The sequence below is a fragment of the Paenibacillus sp. J23TS9 genome (genome assembly GCF_018403225.1).
In the GTDB taxonomy this organism is placed as follows: Bacteria; Bacillota; Bacilli; order Paenibacillales; family Paenibacillaceae; genus Paenibacillus_AQ.
This window is the reverse complement of sequence record NZ_BOSG01000003.1, coordinates 31,615-53,349: the sequence shown is the minus strand read 5'-3', so window position 1 is coordinate 53,349 and position 21,735 is coordinate 31,615. Positions and strand designations below refer to the sequence as shown.

Sequence of the window (21,735 nt, the reverse complement as noted above, 5' to 3'; positions counted from 1 at the left end):
AAAGCATACCCATGCTGATTTTGCCGGCATATCACGTAAAACCACCCTTCATATTGAGCGGTGGTTTTTGCGTATTCTTTAAAACCTCCCCCCGATGGATATCAATTCCATAAAATAGAAAAATAAGTGAGTGTTTTTTATTTACAACGTAACAATGTTATGTTACATTAGTTTTCGAGGAGGCGGTGTCATGAACGAAGAGGATCTCATTTCGAAGAAAGAATTGCTGGAGCTGACAGGTATCTCCTACGGACAGCTGTACCGCTGGAAACGCAAAAATCTCATTCCTGAAGAGTGGTTTGTCCGTAAGTCTTCCTTTACAGGACAGGAAACCTTTTTTCCAAAGGATAAAATATTGCAGCGTATTGAACGAATCAAGAACATGAAGGATGGGTTGTCCCTGGATGAGCTGGCGGATGTGTTTTCACCAAGCTCGAATATACAATCTTTGTCACCTGAAAATATTGTCGAACGTAACATTGTTACGGTTTTGGCGATGGGATTGTTTGAAGAGGAACTCGGAAGCCAGGAGACGTTATCCTTTAATGATATTCTGACGGTCTATGTACTGCAGAAGCTGCTGCAAAGCGGTGAAATTACTCGGGAAGAAGGCAAAATGCTGATTACCGTCATGCGTGAGCATTATGGCACTTTAGCGGCAAAACCCTGCGAAGTGGTGTTAATCCGTAAAATGGGAGTTCCCCTGTTATTTTTGGCTGAATCGGCGGAACAGATTTATTTTGACAAGGATGTAAAATGGATTTTCCGGCTGCCCCTGGCCGCTTCAATGGAAGAATTAAAACTAAAGATCAATGAAACGGAGGCATGACAAATGGATACGAGATCAGATCTGCAAATGTCCGGCATTGGACGTTCGCAAGGTGGCAGCTATTCGCATGTTAGGCTTGATGGGATGTCAAAAATCAACGGGGATACGGACTGTATTTCGCTCGACAGCAACGGGACCATGACGATCGATGGCGCATTACAAAGCGAGTCTGTATCGATCAATGGAACGGCGAAGGTGGAAGGCGGGCTGAACACAAACCGGATGACCCTTGACGGGATGGTAACGATTAAGGAACATGCGGTTTGTAATGAACTGCTGACCGTAAACGGCCGCTTATCCATTGGCAGAGGGCTGGACGGAGAAAAGATAGAGATATTCGGCAGCTTGAAAACGAGAGATGATGTGCAGTGCGAAGTGTTGTCTGTTCATGGTGGATTCAGTATCGACGGGCTGCTGAATGCCGGTTTTATCGACATCAAGCTGAACATGCCATGCAGAGTGCAGGAAATAGGCGGAGAAAACATCACCGTCAGACGGTTGAAGAAGTTCAGTGTCATCGAGCAGTTCGTACCTGTACTCTCAGCCAAGCTGCAGGCACATACCATTGAAGGCGATGAAATCAATTTGGAATATACGGAAGCGGAAATCGTCCGGGGCAATGATATAAGGATCGGCAGGGGCTGTAAAATCGGACGCGTGGAGTACAAAAACCAACTGCTCCGGGATGACGATGCAAGCATCGGAGCCGTTCATCAAATATAGATTCAACAGTGTCTAAAAAGGAGGAAAGAAGCATATGGTGACAAACGGGAACTCAAAAGGAAGCCGCGGCGACATGAAAATAACGGGTAGCGGCAGTTCAAACGGCGGTTCTTTCAATAATATCAAGATCATGGGCGACGCTGTTATCAACGGTGATGCGGATTGTGAAATGTTCAAATGCATGGGGAGTTCGAAGGTAAATGGCTCGCTGTTTGCAGGCAGTGCCTCCAGCAACGGAGCGCTGAGTGTTTCAGAAAAAATGCATGGCGGAAGTGTAAAGGTGCAAGGAGAGCTGAAGATAGGGAATGACCTTTCAGCGGGTCATGTATCCATCAGCGGCGAGCTGGCTGTTGGCGGGCGGATGTCGGCAGAAAAGGCTAAAATCAGCGGTGAACTGCGGGTCAATGCAGATTGCCAAATGGAAGAAATAGTGGTTAGAGGAACGCTGGAGGTCAATGGCATGCTGAACGCAGAACAGGTGGATATGAAGATGTACGGACCAAGCCGCCTGCGCGAGCTCGTTGGGAGCCACATTATGGTGAAGAAGAGCATGAGTCTGCCGCTGATCGGCAAATTCGTTCCAGGCTCGGAAGGTTCGCTCACCGCGGAGACCATCGAAGGGGATACCATCGTGCTGGAAAATACCAAAGCAGCTGTTGTCCGCGGCAGAAGCGTTACGATTGGCAGCGGATGCCGGATTGGCCTTGTTGAATATAAGGATGAATTCAAGCAGGACAGTGGATCATCGGTTTCGCAATCGGCGAAAATTAGACTTTAAGGATAAGGAGGATGGGAGAGAGTCATGGCTGTAAAGAAGAATAGATTGGGCTTCATTGTTGCAGGGCTTCTGCTAGGCATTCTGATCGCGGCCATCGATAACACCATTGTGGCGACGGCGATGGGTACGATTATCGGAGATTTGGGAGGGCTCGACCAGTTTGTGTGGGTGACCTCCGCTTATATGGTTGCCGAAATGGCGGGGATGCCGATTTTTGGCAAGCTGTCCGATATGTATGGTAGAAAGAAATTTTTTATATTTGGTGTGGTCATGTTCCTGATCGGCTCCATGCTCTGCGGTACGGCACACAGCATCACCGAGCTTAGCATCTATCGTGCTATTCAGGGTATCGGAGGCGGTGCACTGATTCCAATCACCTTTACGATCATTTTTGACATATTTCCACCGGAGCTCCGGGGCAAGATGTCAGGTATGTTCGGAGCGGTATTTGGCGTAGCGAACCTGTTCGGCCCGCTGATGGGTGCCTATATTACAGATTATTGGCATTGGCGCTGGATATTCTACATCAATGTGCCGCTTGGTATTATTGCATTCCTGCTCGTCGTATTGTTTTACCGAGAATCACATGAGCATTCCCGTCAGAAAATCGACATTTGGGGTGCGGCCACATTGGTGGGCGCCGTGGTCAGCCTGATGTTCGCGCTGGAACTCGGTGGCAGTAAATATGCTTGGGATTCCCTCGTTATTCTCGGATTGTTTGCGGCTTTTGCTCTGCTGTTCATCATCTTCCTGCTTGTCGAGCGTAGGGTGGCGGAACCGATCATATCCTATGAAATGTTCCGTAAAAGATTATTCGCCGCCAGCAGCGCAGCCGCCTTGTTCTATGGTGCAGCGTTCATCACAGCAGCGGTATACATTCCGATATTTGTGCAGGGTGTCATGGGTGGTAGTGCGACTAACTCCGGATTAATACTACTTCCGCTTACGCTTAGTTCGGTTGTGGCTTCACAGGTGGGCGGCATGCTCTCCTCCAAAATGACGTTCCGCAGAATTATGATCTTTTCCGCCATCGTATTTCTGCTGGGGATGTTTCTGCTGACCACAATAACGCCAGAGACTTCAAGGCTTGTCCTTTCCTTCTACATGATGATTACCGGTTTTGGCATCGGGTTCTCCTTCTCTGTACTGAGCATGTCAGCCATTCAGGGCATGGAGCTGCGGCAGCGCGGATCCGCGAACTCGACGATTTCCTTCCTGCGTTCGTTAGGGATGACGGTGGGAATTACGATTTTCGGTATCATTCAGCGCAATGACTTCAAAGGCCAATTGACGGAAAAGCTGGGCGGAGCGGGTCAAAGCATGCCTGCGAGCGCCGATCCGCAGCAGCTGCTGTCACCCGAGACAAGGGCGCTTATCCCGCCGCAGGTGATGGAAAAGATCAGCGCAGCGCTGTCGATTTCGGTGGATCACGCTTTTTTCTGGGCGCTTATCCCGGTGTTCTTTGCTCTCGTGTCGGTATCCATGATGGGAGCCGGCCGCATGCAATTCTCCAAAGGCCCTACGGCTGCGCAGACGAAAAGCCAAGCGTAGCGGGGAGCAAGAAATCATACATTCGAAGAGCATATACGCATCAGAAGACATTTTTTAGGGTAATGCTGAATAAGTAGCGAATCAGGGAGGCTGATATTCATGAAAGTGATCATTACCCAAGAAGAAGCAGTGGAAAAGGGAATCTGGTCTGATGTGATGAAAATGTTCGGCGTGGATGATGAGGATGAAGTTTGGCCAAGCGAGGAGTATATTTTAACAGAGGAACAGGCCCGCCGGCTCCAATTGATTCCTTAACCATGACCGCTTTCATTCACAGACCAAGAGGGTGACTTCAATCGCAACGATTTATACTGTAAATTTGCAACATGGACATGACGAGCAGACATTCAGACATGTGCTTGAGTATTTACCGCAGGATGTCAGAAATAAAGTCGCCAGGTACAGGCAGGAACCAGATGCAAGACGAGAGATGGCTTCGGCTGTTCTAAAGCGGATTATTGCTTGCGAAATAAACGGAATCGAGCTGCGTGAAGCGGATTTTCTCAGGGATGGTTTCGGTAAACCATCCCTGAAGGGATTTCCGGACTTTCATTTTAACGTGTCGCATGCCATGGATTGGGTGGTTTGTGCTGTCAGCGCAGAGGGACCGATCGGTGTGGACATAGAGAAGATGGGCGAGGCAGAACCGGAGGTTGCCCAGCTTTGCTTTTCACCAAAAGAGCTTGCCGAATGGAATGAGCAGCCGGGAATTCTAAGGAATGAATTTTTCTATGAATTGTGGACGTTGAAAGAAAGCTACGCCAAGGCCATCGGAAAGGGGCTTTCTCTTGATTTTTCCTCTATTGAAAAGGTAAAAACAGGAGATTGCATTTACATATCACACCAAGGAGTTATCGACCCAGAGTTGTATCTAAGATCCATTTCATTCGACACCGATTATAAGTTAGCTGCCTGCCTGTCCATTGAAGATAGATACATAGATTTCCAAAACTATACCTTGGCTGAGATTATAAGCCGTTTTATGGAATTAATAGACAGAGAGCTGTAAAAATTCACGCAATGTTCATAGTCCTCATATCCTGTGAGGGCTCTCAACATTTAGGGATATAGACACTTTTATTTCTGCTTCAAGGTATAAAGATACCTGTACTTTAAGCATGATTATGGTATATATTAGTAATAGTTTTGGATAAGTATGACAATGTCGCTGGGTATCATGATTACTGCACTATGAAAACTTAAAGTGGTAAACCTCCTCGAAAGAGAGGGACACAAAGCTAAAGGGGCTCAAAGCGATTTATCGCCATGCCAGCCAGCTGCCGGATGATGTATTCGTTATTGAACTAACTCTACTCTCGGCAAGTAGGGTTTTTTTGTTTTTTCAGCCTTTTTTAGCAACTATGAACATGCAAAGGAAAGATGAAGATGTCGGTGTTAACAACGGAAAAATCTAATTTAGGGGAATGGAAATCGTATATCGAACAACTGGAAGAACGCACGATACTGCGCAGTCATTCCGGTAAGGCGCCCTTCCCGCTGCAAAAATTTGTTTATACATGGTCGAAGGAATTTCAGCGGATGCTTCAAAAGGGTTGCGAATCCGCGCGGATAGCTCCGGACACGCTGCTCAGTGCTGCCTGGAGCATGCTGCTCATTAAATATTTAAGAAGAGAAGAAATTGCCTTTGTTATGACCGGTTCCCCTGAAGAGGCGTATCCGTTGATCATGACGGCGAAGGGGGAGACAACACTCAAGCTGCTGCTGCAGCAAACAGCCTCCGCCGTAGATGGACACAAGCTCAAATCTGTGAATTTGCAAGAGATTTCTGATATATGCGGACTTGAAGGGTCATTACCTGTATGCAATACGGCAATCTGGACAGGCAATGAATTTGCGCGTGAAGAACTGCAGGGCAAGTTCGATGTATCCGTTTCGTATCACGGGAAAGACGGAAGCGGGCTTGAAGTTTTGTATGCGAATGATATCTTTTCGAGCGATTTTATCCGCCGCATGTGTATGCATTTGCAAAAAATCATGACGGAATGCCTGACCGTTCCGGGGGCCATGATCAGTGAGATCAGCCTGCTCTCTCGGGAAGAGGAGGATTTGCTGTCGGCTTGGAACCTTACGGAAGAACCTTTTGATCTGGACCGCACGATTCACGGGATGTTTGAGGAACAGGCGGAAAAGACGCCAAATCATACTGCGGTTGTATATAAAGAGGAATCTTTGACTTTTCGCGAACTGAATGACAAGGCAGATAGGCTCGCCCGTGTATTGGCTCGTAAAGGTGCCGGCCCGGAACGTATCATCGGCATCATCGCAACCCCTTCGATTGAGATGATCGTGGGTACTTTAGCGATATTGAAGACGGGTGCTGCTTATTTACCGATCGATCCGGCTTATCCGGCGGATCGTATTCTTTACATGCTCGAGGATAGCGGCACGAAGCTGCTTGTAACGGAGCCTAACGTAAAACTTGATGGGCAGATCCGTTTTAAAGGAGAAACCATTTGCGCAGCCCGGGCTTTGGCCTCCGGGAATCATAACGAAGCACAAGATGAAGGAGAGCAATTCGGCAATCCGTATGCTCTTGAAGCTCCAAAATCGAAGGATCTGGCCTATATTATATATACTTCAGGATCGACCGGACGGCCGAAAGGCGTGATGGTCGAGCATCGTACGCTCGTCAATCTATGTGCCTGGCACATCAAAGAATTCAAAGTGACTGACCAAGACCGGTCCACGAAATACGCGGGCTTCGGTTTTGACGCATCGGTGTGGGAAATGTTCCCGTACCTTGTTTCGGGCGCATCCATATATGTAATTCCAGAAGAGATCCGGCTTGATTCCGGGCAATTACATGCGTATTTCATTCAGAACGACATTACAATAAGCTTTTTGCCAACGCAATTTTGCGAGCACTTCATGACGTTGGATAATCCGTCACTGCGAATCCTGCTTACAGGCGGGGACAAGCTGAAGACGTTCAGAAAGCAAAACTACGAGCTGTATAATTGCTACGGTCCCACGGAGAACACTGTTGTCACGACCGCCTACAGAGTTACGAAGCTGGAGGAGAACATCCCGATCGGTTATCCGATTGATAACTCCCAGGTACACATTGTAGATGCTTACGGCCATCCGCAGCCTATCGGCATCGCCGGAGAATTATGTATTGCCGGTCAGGGGCTCGCACGCGGTTACTTGAATCAACCGGAGCTGACGAATGAGAAGTTTATTGTCACTGCGTTAGCTGGTGGTGGACGGATGTACCGGACGGGCGACTTGGCGAGATGGACAGAGGATGGTGTCATCGAGTTCCTCGGACGGATCGATCATCAGGTGAAAATCCGCGGGTTCCGGATCGAAATCGGTGAGATTGAACACCGGCTGCTGCAGCATCCCCATGTCTCTGAAGTCATTGTCGTTGATCTTGACGACGCCTCAGGTGCGAAATACTTATGTGCCTACGTGGTTGCAGACGAACCATTTTCCTATGATGAAATGAGTGCGTTTTTGTCGGAGAACTTACCGGATTACATGGTGCCGGCTAAGCTGGTACAGCTGATGGAGCTTCCGCTGACTGCCAACGGCAAAGTGGATCGGCGGGCGTTGCCTGCTCCTGCGGCGGCTTCGTATGATGAGCAGAATTACGAGGCTCCGGCAGGCGTTTGGGAAGAGGGAGTCGCTTCACTGTGGGAAGAAGTACTTGGATTAAATCGTATCGATGCTTGTGAATCGTTTTTTATGGCAGGCGGAGACTCACTGAAGATTGTCATTTTGCAAACCAAGTTGCAGCGGCGTTTTGGCGTTTCCGTTCCGGTTAACATTTTGTTCGGGCGCTCAACCGTTCGCGAGCAAGCCGAGTGGATTGAACAAGCCGCACAGAATCGGCAGTCCGAAGGTGAACTGGCTGTAACAGCCGAGCTTCAAGCGGCAGATGCCGACAAAATGGTGAGAAGGCCTGTCCAGGATCATTATCCGGTTGCTTCAGCCCAGCGGAGACTATATTTTATCGAACAAATGGATCAGATCGGTACGGCTTACAATGCACCGTTTGCCTTCCGTATTGAAGGCTCAGCGGATCCGCAGCGTCTTGAACAGGCGTTTCGTTCAATGATCGTAAGACATGATGCGTTCCGCACGTCATTCCACTGGGAGAACGACGAGATCATACAGCGGATCCACAAGCAGGTTCCGTTTGAGCTGAACGTGATGGCGGCACCGGAGGAAGGATTACATGATCTGCTCCACTCGCTTATCCTGCCTTTCGATCTCACGAAAGCACCGCTGCTCAGAGCGTGGCTCATTCGGTGTGGATCTGAGAATAGCTCTGTACTGCTGGTCGATTTCCATCATATAGCTGTAGACGGGGTATCGGCTAATGTCTTTTTCAATGAGCTGTCGAGGCTGTATCGCGGGGATACATTGGAGGATCTGCCGATCGGGTTTGCTGATTTTGCCGTTTGGCAGTCGGAAACTGCGGGAAGCAGCGGCGAAGAGCAAAGGGCCTACTGGGAGAAAACATTATCGGGAGAACTGCCGATACTGCAGCTTCCGGCGGATCTGGAACGTCCTGCCAAGCAAAGCTTTCAAGGCGAGACGGTGACCTTGCGGCTTGACGCAGGCGCTGCCGAGCAGCTGAAAAAATTTGCCGTTACTACGGCGACAACGCCGTTTATGGTGCTATTCGCCGGTTACCACGCGCTGCTATCCCGTTACACGAATCAAGAGGATGTCATTACGGGCGTTCCGCTTGCGGGTAGGATGCACGAAGAAGTACAGTCCATTATCGGTATGTTCGTCAATACCATGCCAGTACGCTGCTATCCGGAGAAACGCAAACCGTTTGCTCAACTGCTGCAGGAAGTGAAAGCTGCATTGCTGGATACTTTTGAGCATCAGAATTACGAATTGGAGGAGCTTGTCCGTTCCCTGAATATCCCGCGTGATCCAAGCCGTAACCTGCTGTTCGATACCTTGTTCGTCATGCAAAATACAGGCAAGCTTGAGCTTCAGCTTGAAGGTACAGCCGCTTCGTATTATCCATACATTCATCCGATCTCCAAGTACGACCTGATGGTAGACGTAACGGAGGAAGAAAACGGAATCCGTATTGATTTGCAATATTGTACGGATCTGTTCGAGCGGCAGACGATTGAAGCGTTTGGCAGCCGGTTTTTACGCATGCTTTCTGACGCGATGATTCATCCCGGCAAGATGCTGTGTGAACTTGAAATGCTGAGTGCCGAAGAAGATGACTTCGTCGTCAATACACTGAATGCTACCGCCTCGGCTTACGCGGACCAGATGACGATTCACGGTCTGTTCGAGGAGCAGGTTCGACTTACGCCTGACAAGGCTGCGCTCGTCTTTGGCGATCAGACAATGGACTACCGCGAATTAAATGAACGGGCGAACCAGCTTGCTTACACGCTCCGGTCAAAAGGTGTAAAGCCGGATCAGGTTGTCGGACTGATGGTTGACCGCTCGTTTGAGATGATCATCGGGCTGTTGGCCATTCTGAAGGCAGGTGGAGCTTATATGCCAATCGACCCTGAGTATCCGCAGGACCGCATTGTCTACATGCTGGAGAACAGCCATACCACGCTGCTGCTGACGCAGGCCCATCTTGCGAGCAACGTTGTATTTGCAGGTGAAACGCTGCTTATCGATAAGGAAGAGGCATACAGCAGCTTCTCGGATAACCTGCCGCATGTGAACAGACCTGCTGATCTGCTGTATGTTATTTATACATCGGGTACAACGGGCAAACCGAAGGGAGTCATGATCGAGCACCGGAATATCGTGAATCTGCTCCATTATGAATACCGTGCCACGAACGTTGATTATAGCGGCAATGTGCTTCAATTCACCACAATCAGCTTCGATGTCTGCTCACAGGAAATATGGTCGACACTCGCTGCCGGCGGCACATTGCATATGATTCCAAGTGACTTGCGGATGAACGTTGGAGATCTGTTGGCCCATATCGAACGTATGGACATTCAAATTTTGTTCATGCCGGTCTCGTTCCTGAAATTCATTTTGAATGAAAAAGAGTATGCTGACCGTTTTCCGTCATCCGTGAAGCATGTGATTACGGCCGGGGAACAGCTGATCGTTCCTGAAAAATTCCGCGCGCATCTTACGCGGTACGGTGTGTATTTGCATAACCATTACGGGCCGTCGGAAACGCATGTCGTAACGACGCATACAATTGATCCATCCGGCGTTATTCCGGAGCTGCCGCCAATCGGGAAGCCAATCGCCAACACCCGGATTTATATCGTGAACGATAATCTGCAGCCTCAGCCGGTTGGTGTAGCCGGAGAACTGTATATTGCCGGGCATAACGTTGGCCGGGGATATTACAACAACGAAGAGATGACGCAGGAGCGTTACGTGCGAAGCCCGTTCATCCAAGGCGACCGTATGTACAAAACGGGCGATTTGGCAAGATGGACGAAGGAAGGAACGATCGAGTTCTTGGGACGACTGGATCATCAGGTCAAGATTCGCGGCTTCCGTATCGAGCTGGGTGAGGTTGAGAATTGCCTGCTGAATCAGCCGGCCGTGTCGGAAGCCATCGTCGTTGCCAAAGAGGATGGCAAAGGCGGGCACTACCTATGCGCTTATTTCACAGCAGGGGCCGAGCTGGGAATTGGGGAGCTGAGAGAGCATATAGGCAAGCAATTGCCGGATTATATGATTCCCTCTTATTTCATGCAGCTTCCGGAGATGCCGCTGACGCCAAACGGAAAAATAGACCGCAAAGCTCTCCCGGAGCCGGATGCATCACAAGCGCGGAGCAAAGATTATGTGGCTCCGCGAACCGATATAGAACAAGCAGTTGCTGACGTTTGGCAGGCTGTACTGCAGGTGGACAAAATCGGCGTTCAGGACAATTTCTTTGAACTTGGCGGACACTCGTTGAAGGCGACTATCGTCGTGGCAAGGCTGCAGAAGCAATTCGAAATCGGTATGAACGATATTTTCGAATACCAGACCGTTGCGGCGCTGGCGAACAAAATCAAACCGAAAACCAATCATCTGCACACCAGGCTGGAACAGGTCAAGCAGCTGTATGCCGGTTTGAAAAACATTGACTTTTCTAAGGAAGAAGCAAGCTATGCAAACCGGAACCAGTCCTATGACTCCTTGGATGTCACGGCTATGAACGGCTACCAGAATGTGCTGCTCACGGGGGCTACGGGCTATCTGGGTGCTCATTTGCTCTACGAAGCGATAGGCAGCAAGGATTGGAGCGTACATGTGATCGTCCGCGCCGGATCGGATCATGAAGCGGAAGCGCGTTTGAGACAAAAATACGCATATTACTTTGGTCCGGACTGGTTTGAGAGATATGAGGACCGTATCCACGTGTATGCAGGCGACATTACCAAGGATCACCTGGGTCTCCCGGATCACCGGTATCAGGAATTGCTGCAGCGCATAGATGCTGTATTTCATGCGGCAGCGAATGTGAAGCACTACGGAAGCTATGCTGATTTCGAGCTGCAGAACGTGAAGGCGACAGCGAACCTGCTTGATTTTGCTGCGGAAGGCAAGCCAAAGCATATGCATCATATGTCCACGCTAGGTGTGGCGACAGGAGTCGTGGAAGGGGAGCGGCATGTCTGCTTTACGGAATATGATCTCGATCTGGGACAGCAGTTTGAGAATTATTATGCCAAGACCAAGTTCGAAGCGGAGCGTCTCGTATTGGCTGCGCGGGATAAGGGAGTCGTCACCAGCATATACCGCCTTGGCAATATCGTTTTCCACTCCCGAACGGGCCGGTTCCAGGAAAATATTGCGGATAATGCGTTCTATACTACGTTGAAGTCATTCCTTGAGCTCGGGACTGTGCCGGGCGAGGACAACGACATTGATTTTACTTATGTCGACCAAACGAGTAAAGCGATTCTGCTGCTTGCCGATTGCGAGGCCTGCAATAATGAAGTGTTCCATATTACCAATCCGCATGAAGCCAATGTCGGTGCTGTGCTGCAGGACAACCCATTGGATATATCCGTTGAATTGCTATCATTCGACAAATTTGTCGATTATCTTCATGATCACTACGACGACGAGAATTTCAAGCATGTCATCGAACAGATTATGCTGCATTACGGATGGATGGAAGAAACCATTTTCACTACGTATTTCAAGGTTCTTTCTTCCAAAACGACACTTCTATTGTCACGGCTTGGTTTCGACTGGTCTCCGCTAAATCAAGAGATGATCCATCAAATGTTTGAACATTGTAAAGAAGAAGGATTTATGTAATTCGACATATTTCTACATAATTCGGTAAATAATTCTTTACAAATCTTTCTTTTTTGCTTATCCTTTTGCTAAACCAATATATTCTAATTACAGATAGGGGAAATAACATGTACACAATTACTTATGATGCTGCACTTAACCGACTTACTGTTAAAGTACAGGAAATTAACAAGGACAATGTGAATGATTACATCACTGACTTCACGAAGTCGCTTGAGAGTGTAAAACCTGGTTTTACCGGAATGACAGATTTGAGCGAAGGAAAATTGTTCACGATGGATGTGGCTGAGAAATTGAGTCATCTTGGACAGCTTTCCGTTGATAAGGGGCTTACGAAATGGGCCTATTATACGGGTTCAGCCGTATCCAAGCTGCAAATGAAGCGGATGTTTGGCGACGTAGTTGATTCCTTTGAAAAATTGGACGAAGCAGAAGCATTTCTACAAAACTAATAATTTATTATGCACCCGGTGTCCCAAGACATCGGGTGCAACCAGATAGGTGGAGAGATACACCATGAAAGACAACCATCCCAACATACATATGCAGTATAGAAAGATGGGCCTGCAAGGCGCAGGGTTGTTCTCAGGAGCTGTAGTCATTATCAATCTAGTTTGCTTTTTACTAGGGGTTCCTGCGTTAGTCGGATTGATCATTAGTCTGGTGCTGACTGTGCCGATCAGCTATGGGGTCGCTATGTGGCTGCTGCGGTCGGCCGGGAATCAATCGAAGCCGGATCAGACAGCAGATGTGGAAGATTTGCATATTTATAATAGTGGCAGCAATATAGAAAGCATTCAGAATAAGGATCTTTCGGATCAGGTAAGTGCCCACATTTCGAAAATCGCAGACACCATTGAGCAGGTCAAGTCAAACGCAGAAATGGGCTTCTACGTCTCCGATATGATTAAGGAAGCGACACTGGGCGTATCTGCAGATTCCAATGAGCAGACCGATATGATTCGTACCAGCTCGAATACCGTAAGCGATGTCGTCGGTGCAATCCGTCATATCTCAGGAAGTGCCGATGAAGCTGCTGAAGCAGCGAATGAATCTTCGGTAAAAGCGACCAAAGGTCAGGATTCGATCTTGACTGCCATTGAACGAATGGATGAGGCGAATACAACGGTCCATTCCTTGGTCGACACCATGAGCCGGCTGGATAAAAGTTCCCGGGAAGTTGTCTCGTTCGTCTCCATGATTAGAGAAATTGCCGAACAGACACATTTGCTGGCACTGAATGCAGCTATTGAAGCGGCGCGTTTTGGGGATGAGGGTCGGGGATTCTCGGTTATTGCCAGCGAAGTACGCAACCTGGCTGAACAATCATCGCAATCGGCCAAGCAAGTTACGCAGGTCGTTTCCGTGATATTAAAAGAAACCGCACAAGCGGTTAACTCCACGAAAGTAGTGGCAGGGCAAGTGGACGATGGTCTTAGAGTCGTTAATGAAGCCGGAGAATCGTTCGAATTCATTAAGCTTTCCATCGGCGAGGTGGCAGGTCAAATGCAGGAGGTGTCCTCGTCCGTTGAGGAGATCGCCGCAGGTGCCGAGCAATTGGTCGTTGCTATGCAAAAAACGGAGCAGATTGCCGTTAAAACAACAACAGAAATGAACAACGTAACGCAAGCGGTAGAAGAGCATCATGCCATTATGCAGCAGATTTCAAGTGCTACCGAATCTCTGAATGATTTTTCAGATGAACTTGGGCTTGCCATTAACCAGTATCGCGAATTGCTGCATGATTCTCAAGAGAACGAGACCCAAGAACAAACTCACTAGAAAACTACCCGATGGAACGAAACAAGCCAGGCGACCTCCTTTCCGCTGAGAAGCGAAAGACAGGTCGCCTGGCTTGTTGTTAAACGTTAGGCTGCTGTACGTGGGATAAACCGGTATTCCGACTCAGAAATTAGGTCCGCTCACACCGTCCTCGACGATTTGGTCTTTGCTGCCGGAGGAATCATTGCCGCTGCCAGGATCTACAGAATGAACGGCGATCAACCGACTCTGAGCACGGTAAGTGTCGCTGGAAATCCGTTTGCGTTCGACAATTTTACCGTTAACCTTTTTAATCTGATAGGTTTCCACAATATATCCTGGTTTGCCTTCCTGCAGCACTTCCTGTGCCCCAACCCGAATATCCTTGTTCTCGACGAGCTTCTCCGTTACGGGAAGAGTCTGGACGGTGCGTGATTCCAGCGAGTACTCCGTATTTTTAGGGAAGGTGCCGAAAAATTTTACGGTCAATGTGTTACCTTCTACAAAGGCACGGATGATGAGCGATTTGCCGGTTGTATTTTTAAAGCGGAAATTGATGGAGCCTTCGGCAAAGGTAGCATCCTGGCCTTTTGGCAGATAGCTGACCGGGAGTGAATGATTGCGCCGTTCCACAATTTGAAGCCCGGTTCGCAGTGCCGCGTTATATACGGTGCTCGATACCTGACAGATCCCTCCACCGATGCCGGGAACCAGCTTCCCGTTCAGAATAACGGGGGCTTCGCGGAAACCGTATTTCTCTTCGGCTTTGGCAATTACCTTGCTGTAATCGAAAATATCGTCCGGCTTCAATATCATCCCATCTATGGCCATGGCGGCAGAACTTACATTATATATGCGACCCGCTGCGCTTGAGCCGAGGCCGGTGTTGAATTCTATAATTTTACGGTCGATGCCCTCTTCCTTCAGGCTGCTTATCGTAACCTCTGGTTTCAATGTATATAAAGGAAGCTTTATTTTCAGGGGCGATGCGGACTCATCCGGATTGAGGAAACTCTTGGGAATGAGGTTGGTCATGGTTTGGATAAAAGTTTCCCAATCGATACGGAGAACGGATAGTTCCGGCGTATATACAACTTCATCTGCTTTGGTGATCCGGCGTGTGGCATCCACAGGCTTGCCGAAATTCTTTTCTTCCCAAGCAGGACCAAATCTTTGCTTGATCAAGGCTGTATTCCAGTGCGGGGTTATGCTCCATTCCTGCTGAAAATGTCTCCGTGCGTTCATCCGCTCAGACCAGCTTCCATCATACAAACGTGCAACCGCGCTGCGGAAGGCATCAGCTTCAAACATGATTCCGGCATTTTTCAACGTGATCGTAACGTCAGGCACATCCTTAGCTTCCACGGACAGTGTAAGAGGCTGCTGCTGTAGACCATTCAGCTTAGCGTCAAGTTCCTTCAAGGCATCATCTTTCTTCTTACCGCCCACATCCCAGCCACCCACCTGTACATGATCGGGGATGGTATTCTGGCTGATATAAAGATGGATCCATCCGGCGGTGACGGAACCGATCAGCATGATACTGGCGGTGATGATCAGAATAAAATGAAATTTTTTCATGGCTCCCACCTTTTTTGGCTTCTTATTAAACACGGTTGAGTCTATTTTTCATATATATGTAAAACATTTGGAAAAATTTCGGGTACTCAAAAGGTAACAAATTTGTTACAATAAAAAACATCGTGATGATTTCTAAAGTTTTTTAAAGGAATTAGCTGGAACGTGTCGAAATTATAATGGCTAATTATGTAATTAGGAAGTGATAATGAAGTGATTGAAATGCAGGATGTGTGGAAGACATACCCAAATGGAACCCATGCGCTTCAAGGGGTGTCCGTCAAGATTGACCGTAATGAATTTGTATATGTCGTCGGCCCGTCCGGCGCAGGTAAATCGACTTTTATGAAGCTCATTTATAGAGAAGAAGTACCAACGAAAGGGCAAATCTCCGTAAACGGGTTTAATATAGGCAAGCTGAAGCAGCGTAAGATTCCTTACGTCAGACGCAATATCGGCGTTATATTTCAGGATTTTCGTCTTTTGCCCAGGCTTACGGCTTTCGAAAATGTAGCTTTTGCCATGGAAGTTATTGAAGCCCCGAAACGGCAGATGAAAAAACGTGTGATGGAAGTGCTGGACCTGGTGGGACTCAAGTCCAAAGCAAATCGTCAGCCTGCCCAGCTCTCAGGCGGGGAGCAGCAGCGTATCGCCATTGCCCGTGCCATCGTGAACAACCCCTCCGTTATTATTGCGGACGAGCCTACCGGCAACCTTGACCCTGAAACCTCATGGGGCATCATGCAGCTGCTGGATGAAATCAATTTCCGCGGAACAACCATTGTTATGGCCACCCACAACAAAGATATCGTGAACACGATGCGCAAACGCGTCATCGCGATTGAACAAGGCAACATTGTGCGCGACCAGCTGAGAGGAGAATACGGTTATGACTTTTAACACCTTCTTGCGACATCTGCGGGAAGGAGCGAAGAACGTATTCCGCAATGGTTGGATGTCTGTCGCGTCCGTAGTATCCATTATCGTATCTCTATTCATTTTGGGCGTATTTATTCTGCTTGTACTGAATGTGAATGCTGTCGCCGACAAGGCGGACAAGCAGGTACAGATCCGGGCTTACCTGAATTTGAACGTGGATCAGAAGCTGCGCGAGGCGGTACAGAAGGAAATCGCCGCAATGCCTGAGGTCAGCAAGATCGATTTTATTTCCAAGGAACAAGGATTGGATGATTTCCGTAAGAGCATGGGTGAAGAAGGCAAGGATCTTCTCGAAGGCTTTGACAAGGACAACAATCCGCTGCCGGATGCGTTCAAGATCGAAGTATACGAACCAACGACCGTTCCTTTCGTAGCCAAGAAAATCGAAGCGCTCAACACCAGCCATGCCGAGCAGCAGCCGATTATGAAGGTGAAGTACGGCAAAGGAACGATTGAGACGCTCTTCAAGGTGACGCGTGCGGTGCGCAACATCGGCTTTATTTTCGTGGCCGGAATGGCATTGATGTCAATGTTCCTTATTTCCAATACGATCCGGGTAACCATCCTGGCGCGGCGCAGGGAGATCGGCATTATGAAGCTGGTGGGTGCGACGAACGCCTTTATCCGCTGGCCGTTCTTTGTTGAAGGAACGCTGATCGGATTGATCGGCTCAGTAATTACAGTATTGATTCTGTTCTTTGGTTACGACCGTCTGGCCGCATCTGTCGGCTCGGATATTTCACTGCAAATGTCACTGCTGCCTATCAACGAGATGTGGCAGTGGGGCGGACTTCTAATGATTCTCGGTATACTCATCGGTATGTGGGGAACGACCCTATCTATTCGCAAATTTTTGAAGGTATAGATCAATCACGGAGCAAGTTGTAACCATGTCGGGATGACTCCATACGGAAAATTATTTGAAAAGGATGGGGAGCGCAAGTTGAAAAAAAAGATAGCTTCTGTACTTGCCGTTATCTTATTGGCGGCCGCTGTTTTTCAGCCCACTGAAGGGTATGCCAAAAAGAGAACCGTTGACCAGATCGAACATGAGCTGAATCTCCTGCAGCAGCAAGCGAAGTCTGCCAAAGTGCAGAAAGAAAAGGCGGATTCACAAAAGCAGGAAGCGCAGCATTATAAAAATAAAACAACGCAAAATTTACAATATGTGCTCGATCAGATCAACCAGGTCAGCAATAAGATGACAAGTATTTCGGTTCAGATCGACGATACACAGGATAAGCTCCATACGACAGCGACCGAGCTGGATGCAACGGAGGACCGGATTCAGTCCCGGGAAAAAATGCTGGAGTCACGTGTTCGACTGATGTATACCGATGGCAGCGTTTCTTACCTGGAAGTGCTGATGTCTTCCACAAGCTTCTCGGATTTCCTGGAACGGGCGGATTCGCTCAAGAATTTTGTGGATCAGGACAAGGATCTGCTTGAGCAACATAAGAAGGACAAGGCGCTGGTGCTGGAACAGAAGAAAGAACTTGAGGGTCAGTATGCCAAGGCAAAGGATCTGTACGCCGAGATGGAGAGCCAAAAATCCATTTTGGACGAGAACGAGAAGCAAAAACAGATCCTGATTGCCAAGTACGATCAGCAGATTGAGGAAAACGATGACATCAGCGAAGAGCAGAATGAAATGCTCGTGAAACTGGTGAGCAAGCGTTCCGCGCTGCAGCAGGAGAAAAACAAGCTGAAAGCGGAAGCAGCGGCAAAACGCGCGGCTGCAGCTAAGGCTGCGGCGGCGAAGAAGGCGGCGGCAGCGAAGAAGAGCGGCAAAACGTCGATCGCAAGCTCCGGAGGGTTTAGTGGAAATGGCGGTCCATTGTATATGCCGGTAAGCGGAGCCCGCATTTCCTCGGGATTCGGACGAAGAGTTCATCCGGTTACGGGTGAAGTTGGAAAAATGCATACAGGCGTCGACTTGGCAGTTCCGCAAGGAACACCAATCCACGCCGCAGATGAAGGAACGGTGACCCTGGCTGAATGGTGGAGCGGCTACGGCAACTGTGTTATTATCGATCATGGAGGCGGTATGTGGACGCTTTATGGCCATATCCGCACCGGCGGAATCAAGGTTAAGGTTGGCGATCATGTCAGCCGCGGCCAGGTGATTGCGGAATCCGGAGCGACAGGACAGGTTACAGGTCCCCATCTGCATTTCGAAGTACGTGAGAACGGTACCGCTGTGAATCCGATGCCTTATTTGTAGGCGTATAAATATTCCGTACAAGCCGGACATATACTAGAATGGTTGGAATTGGTCCTGTAAGGCTTGGACGGAGACTAAAAGGCGGTGATCACACTTGAAAAAACGTACAGTCGTATTGTTGGTCCTTCTGGCCATGCTAGGCGGAAGCGTACTGACACTGGCATTGACAGGTTCAAGCTTTGCCACTCAGGCTACGGGGCAAGGAGTGCTTGCGAGCATAACCGGCGGTCTGAAGCAGGATGAAGCTAAAAAAATCGGTACAGCTCTGGATCTCATCCAGTCGAATTATTATCAGGATGTGGACCGCAGCAAACTGGTGGACGGTGCGATTAACGGGATGATGCAATCCCTTGATGATCCTTATTCCTCCTATATGGGCAAAAAAACAGCGGAAGAGTTCGAGGAAACCATTGAAGGCTCCTTCAGCGGTATTGGCGCTGAGGTATCCTCCGAGGACGGCAACGTTGTGGTGGTTTCTCCGATTAAAGGCTCACCGGCTGAGAAAGCCGGCATACGTGCGAAGGATGTTATCCTTACCGTCAACGGTGAATCGCTCCATGGTCTGGAATTGAATGATGCTGTATCGAAAATTCGCGGTCCCAAAGGCAGTGAAGCCAAGCTGACGATCAAGCGCAGCGGTTCGACTGCTCCGATCGAATACTCCATTGTCAGAGGGGACGTAGATGTAGAGACCGTTAAGGCTCATATGGAACCAGGCAAAATTGGAGTCATTGAAATTACCCAGTTTTCCCTGAATACGGGTGAACGCTTCAAGCAGGAGCTGTCCAAGCTGGAAAGCGAAGGCATGCAAGGCCTTGTGATCGATGTCCGGAATAATCCGGGTGGCGTTCTGTCGGTTGTTATCGATATTGCAGAACAGTTTGTGCCTAAAGGCAAGCTGATCGTGCAGGTCGAAGACAAGAACAAGAAACGTGATCAGAACTTGTCCAAGGGAAGCGGTAAGTCCTATCCGGTAACCTTGCTGATGAATAAAGGCAGCGCCAGCGCTTCGGAGATTTTGGCAGGGGCACTTCAGCAGTCCGCAGGGGCGAAGCTGATGGGTGAAAATTCCTTCGGCAAAGGCACCGTGCAAACAAGCTTTAGCAAGCAGCTGGGCGACGGCAGCTTGTTGAAGATCACCATTGCGAAATGGCTGACACCTAACGGCAGCTGGATTCACAAGAAGGGCATTAAGCCGGATATTGCGGTAGCACAGCCGGATTACTTCTCGGTGGCACCGATTAACAAAGAGAAAACCTTGAAGTACAACATGAACAATACGGATATCAAGAGTGCACAAATTATGCTCGATGCTCTCGGCTTCAAGCCGGGACGCAAAGACGGATTCTTTGACCAGAAGACGGAGACATCGGTTAAGTCATTCCAGAAAGCGCAAAAGCTGAGCGAAAGCGGTAGTGTTGACGCGAAGACAGCGGAAGCTCTGGAAACGGAACTGATCAAGCATATACGCGATCCGAAAACCGATAACCAGCTGAAGGCAGGGATTGCCGAGGTTCAGAAGGAAATCGCAGCTGCTGCGTCGAATCATTAAAGAAGGCTCTTGAGCCTTCTTTTTTTTCTTTGTTTCATCCATCGTTTGGCTTCGATCGATAACTAAAGTAACGTTTCATCAGGGAAGGGGAGTGACATGACTTGGAAGTCGCTTTGGAAATGCTTTGGCATTGGACGGATGCATTGGTACAGCTCCTGCTGCAGCCGTTTTACTATATCTCCATATTGTTTATGATGCTGGTGTACCGAAGGCAGGTGCTGCTGGAACGCAGGCTTTTCCATGTGCGGCTGCACAGCTGGGTACTGCAGACCTTGAGGACCTTCATCGGAGGCCTGCTTGCGGGGATAAGCGTATCCGTCGTCATTGCTTTTCTTGGTATTTCACTTTCACAGCAGGCTGTGTGGTGCATTTGGATTGTTGCAATCATTCTGCTGCTCTTCCGCGTACGTTATTTATGTTTTGCATATTCAATAGGTATTCTTGGCGTCATTCAGTTTGTTCTGGGCTTCTTTCCAGACTGGAAGCCGGAAGCATTGGCGGGGACGGCAGCAGACACCATTAGAGGTTTGGATATCCCGGCACTGCTGGCTCTTGTAGCCGTTTTGCATCTGGCTGAAGCACTTCTCGTGAAGCTGCAGGGCGCCGGATTCGCCAATCCCGTCTTTATGGAGAGCAAGCGGGGAAAGCTGGTCGGAGGCTATCAAATGCAGGCTTTTTGGCCGATTCCGCTCTTTCTGTTGATCCCGGCTCAAACAACGGGTGCGCTGCTGCCTTGGACTCCGCTGCTTGGTGGAGATGGCTGGAGCAGCGGCTTCAGCATGGCGGCACTGCCGGTTGTGATCGGCTTTAGTGAAATGACCCAGAGCATGCTGCCGCAGGTTAAGGCTAACAAAACCTTCAAGCGGCTCCTCGTGTACAGCATCGTACTGCTGGCACTCAGCCTGCTGGCAGCCTGGTGGAAGCCGCTGATCATTGCTGCGGCCCTCGTCAGCATCCTGGTGCATGAGGGACTGCTGTGGTACAGCCGCCAGGAAGAGCAGCAAAGCGGAGCGCTGTTTGTTCACCCGCAGCTGGGTCTGAAGGTGCTGGCTGTCATTCCTGGCAGTCCAGCTGAAAGCCTGGGGATCCTTGCGGGGGAGTCGATCGTGAAGATTAACGGTATTTCCATCCGTAGCAAGGAGCAGATGCATGCCGCTTTGCGGAAAAATTCAGCCTTTTGCAAGCTGGAGGTCCGCAATCTGCAGGGGGAAAGCAAATTCCTGCAGCGTGCGATCTACGCCGGAGAACATCATCAGCTCGGGGCGATTCTCGCGCCGGATCCGGATGCCGGAGTCGCACTGGTGATGAAGCCGGTCAGTATCTTTCAACTGATCGCTATGAAGGTACAGTCGAAAAATAAAACCAACGAGGCACAGCTCACTAAAGCCAAGGATGGCAATGCTGCTGAGATGTAGCCTGAATTGCAAAAGAAGCTTGGATCCATACCGGATCCAAGCTTCTTTTCGTGAATAAGAAAAGGCGGAAACCCTGGGGGGTGCCCGCCTTTTTAACATATCAAGAATGATTATCATTTGAAGATTTCA

At 49.0% G+C, this 21,735-nt stretch carries 15 protein-coding genes and 1 riboswitch; of the genes, 14 read left to right on the top strand and 1 reads right to left on the bottom strand.

Annotated elements, in window-relative coordinates; translation table 11 throughout:
- Positions 1-190 precede the first annotated feature (190 nt).
- The 9 genes from KJS65_RS18820 to KJS65_RS18780 all read left to right on the top strand — a co-directional run bounded on the left by KJS65_RS18820 (position 191) and on the right by KJS65_RS18780 (position 13,919).
- On the top strand, positions 191-829 hold the full coding sequence (locus tag KJS65_RS18820; protein ID WP_213651419.1) for a YhbD family protein: 639 nt from the start codon (positions 191-193) through the stop codon (positions 827-829).
- A gap of 3 nt (positions 830-832) precedes the next feature.
- The gene (locus KJS65_RS18815) at positions 833-1,552 is read left to right on the top strand and encodes a bactofilin (protein ID WP_213651418.1); all 720 of its coding nucleotides are present in this window, start codon (positions 833-835) and stop codon (positions 1,550-1,552) included.
- 34 nt (positions 1,553-1,586) lie between these two features.
- The gene (locus tag KJS65_RS18810; protein ID WP_213651417.1) at positions 1,587-2,330 is read left to right on the top strand and encodes a cytoplasmic protein; all 744 of its coding nucleotides are present in this window, start codon (positions 1,587-1,589) and stop codon (positions 2,328-2,330) included.
- A gap of 24 nt (positions 2,331-2,354) precedes the next feature.
- Positions 2,355-3,881: an MDR family MFS transporter gene (locus tag KJS65_RS18805; RefSeq protein WP_213651416.1), complete on the top strand. Its 1,527-nt coding sequence runs from the start codon at positions 2,355-2,357 to the stop codon at positions 3,879-3,881.
- A gap of 99 nt (positions 3,882-3,980) precedes the next feature.
- Positions 3,981-4,136 (top strand): hypothetical protein, encoded by a 156-nt coding sequence (locus KJS65_RS18800; protein ID WP_202128829.1) that lies wholly within the window; start codon positions 3,981-3,983, stop codon positions 4,134-4,136.
- Between the two features lie 31 nt (positions 4,137-4,167).
- Positions 4,168-4,890 carry a 4'-phosphopantetheinyl transferase family protein gene (locus KJS65_RS18795; protein ID WP_374706198.1) on the top strand — a complete coding sequence of 241 codons (723 nt, stop codon included), beginning with the start codon at positions 4,168-4,170 and terminating at the stop codon, positions 4,888-4,890.
- 187 nt (positions 4,891-5,077) lie between these two features.
- Positions 5,078-5,166: riboswitch (cyclic di-GMP riboswitch) on the top strand.
- Positions 5,167-5,267: 101 nt separating this feature from the next.
- Entirely contained in the window at positions 5,268-12,137 is a 6,870-nt protein-coding gene (locus KJS65_RS18790; RefSeq protein WP_213651414.1) for a non-ribosomal peptide synthetase, read from the top strand.
- A 107-nt stretch (positions 12,138-12,244) separates the two neighbouring features.
- Positions 12,245-12,589, top strand: coding sequence for a hypothetical protein (locus tag KJS65_RS18785; protein WP_136607098.1), 345 nt, complete (start codon positions 12,245-12,247; stop codon positions 12,587-12,589).
- A gap of 64 nt (positions 12,590-12,653) precedes the next feature.
- A complete protein-coding gene (locus tag KJS65_RS18780; RefSeq protein ID WP_213651413.1) occupies positions 12,654-13,919 on the top strand; it encodes a methyl-accepting chemotaxis protein in 1,266 nt (421 codons plus the stop codon).
- Positions 13,920-14,042: 123 nt separating this feature from the next.
- Here the strand turns inward: KJS65_RS18780 and KJS65_RS18775 are convergent, their stop codons facing one another.
- The gene (locus KJS65_RS18775; protein WP_213651412.1) at positions 14,043-15,479 is read right to left on the bottom strand and encodes a VanW family protein; all 1,437 of its coding nucleotides are present in this window, start codon (positions 15,477-15,479) and stop codon (positions 14,043-14,045) included.
- 210 nt (positions 15,480-15,689) lie between these two features.
- On the opposite strand from KJS65_RS18775, the gene ftsE reads away from it, so the two are divergent.
- From ftsE to KJS65_RS18750, 5 genes are all read left to right on the top strand, one after another.
- The gene (gene ftsE, locus KJS65_RS18770; protein WP_136607095.1) at positions 15,690-16,376 is read left to right on the top strand and encodes a cell division ATP-binding protein FtsE; all 687 of its coding nucleotides are present in this window, start codon (positions 15,690-15,692) and stop codon (positions 16,374-16,376) included.
- Complete coding sequence (ftsX, locus tag KJS65_RS18765) at positions 16,366-17,280, top strand: permease-like cell division protein FtsX (protein ID WP_213651411.1); 915 nt, start codon at positions 16,366-16,368, stop codon at positions 17,278-17,280. Before ftsE ends, ftsX begins: the two co-directional genes overlap by 11 nt.
- A 78-nt stretch (positions 17,281-17,358) precedes the next feature.
- A complete protein-coding gene (locus KJS65_RS18760) occupies positions 17,359-18,639 on the top strand; it encodes a murein hydrolase activator EnvC family protein (protein ID WP_244864641.1) in 1,281 nt (426 codons plus the stop codon).
- A gap of 133 nt (positions 18,640-18,772) precedes the next feature.
- A complete protein-coding gene (locus KJS65_RS18755) occupies positions 18,773-20,191 on the top strand; it encodes a S41 family peptidase (RefSeq protein ID WP_213651867.1) in 1,419 nt (472 codons plus the stop codon).
- Positions 20,192-20,310: 119 nt separating this feature from the next.
- Positions 20,311-21,606, top strand: a complete 1,296-nt coding sequence (locus KJS65_RS18750) for a PDZ domain-containing protein (protein WP_374706204.1) — start codon at positions 20,311-20,313, stop codon at positions 21,604-21,606.
- The last annotated feature ends 129 nt before the right edge of the window (positions 21,607-21,735 follow it).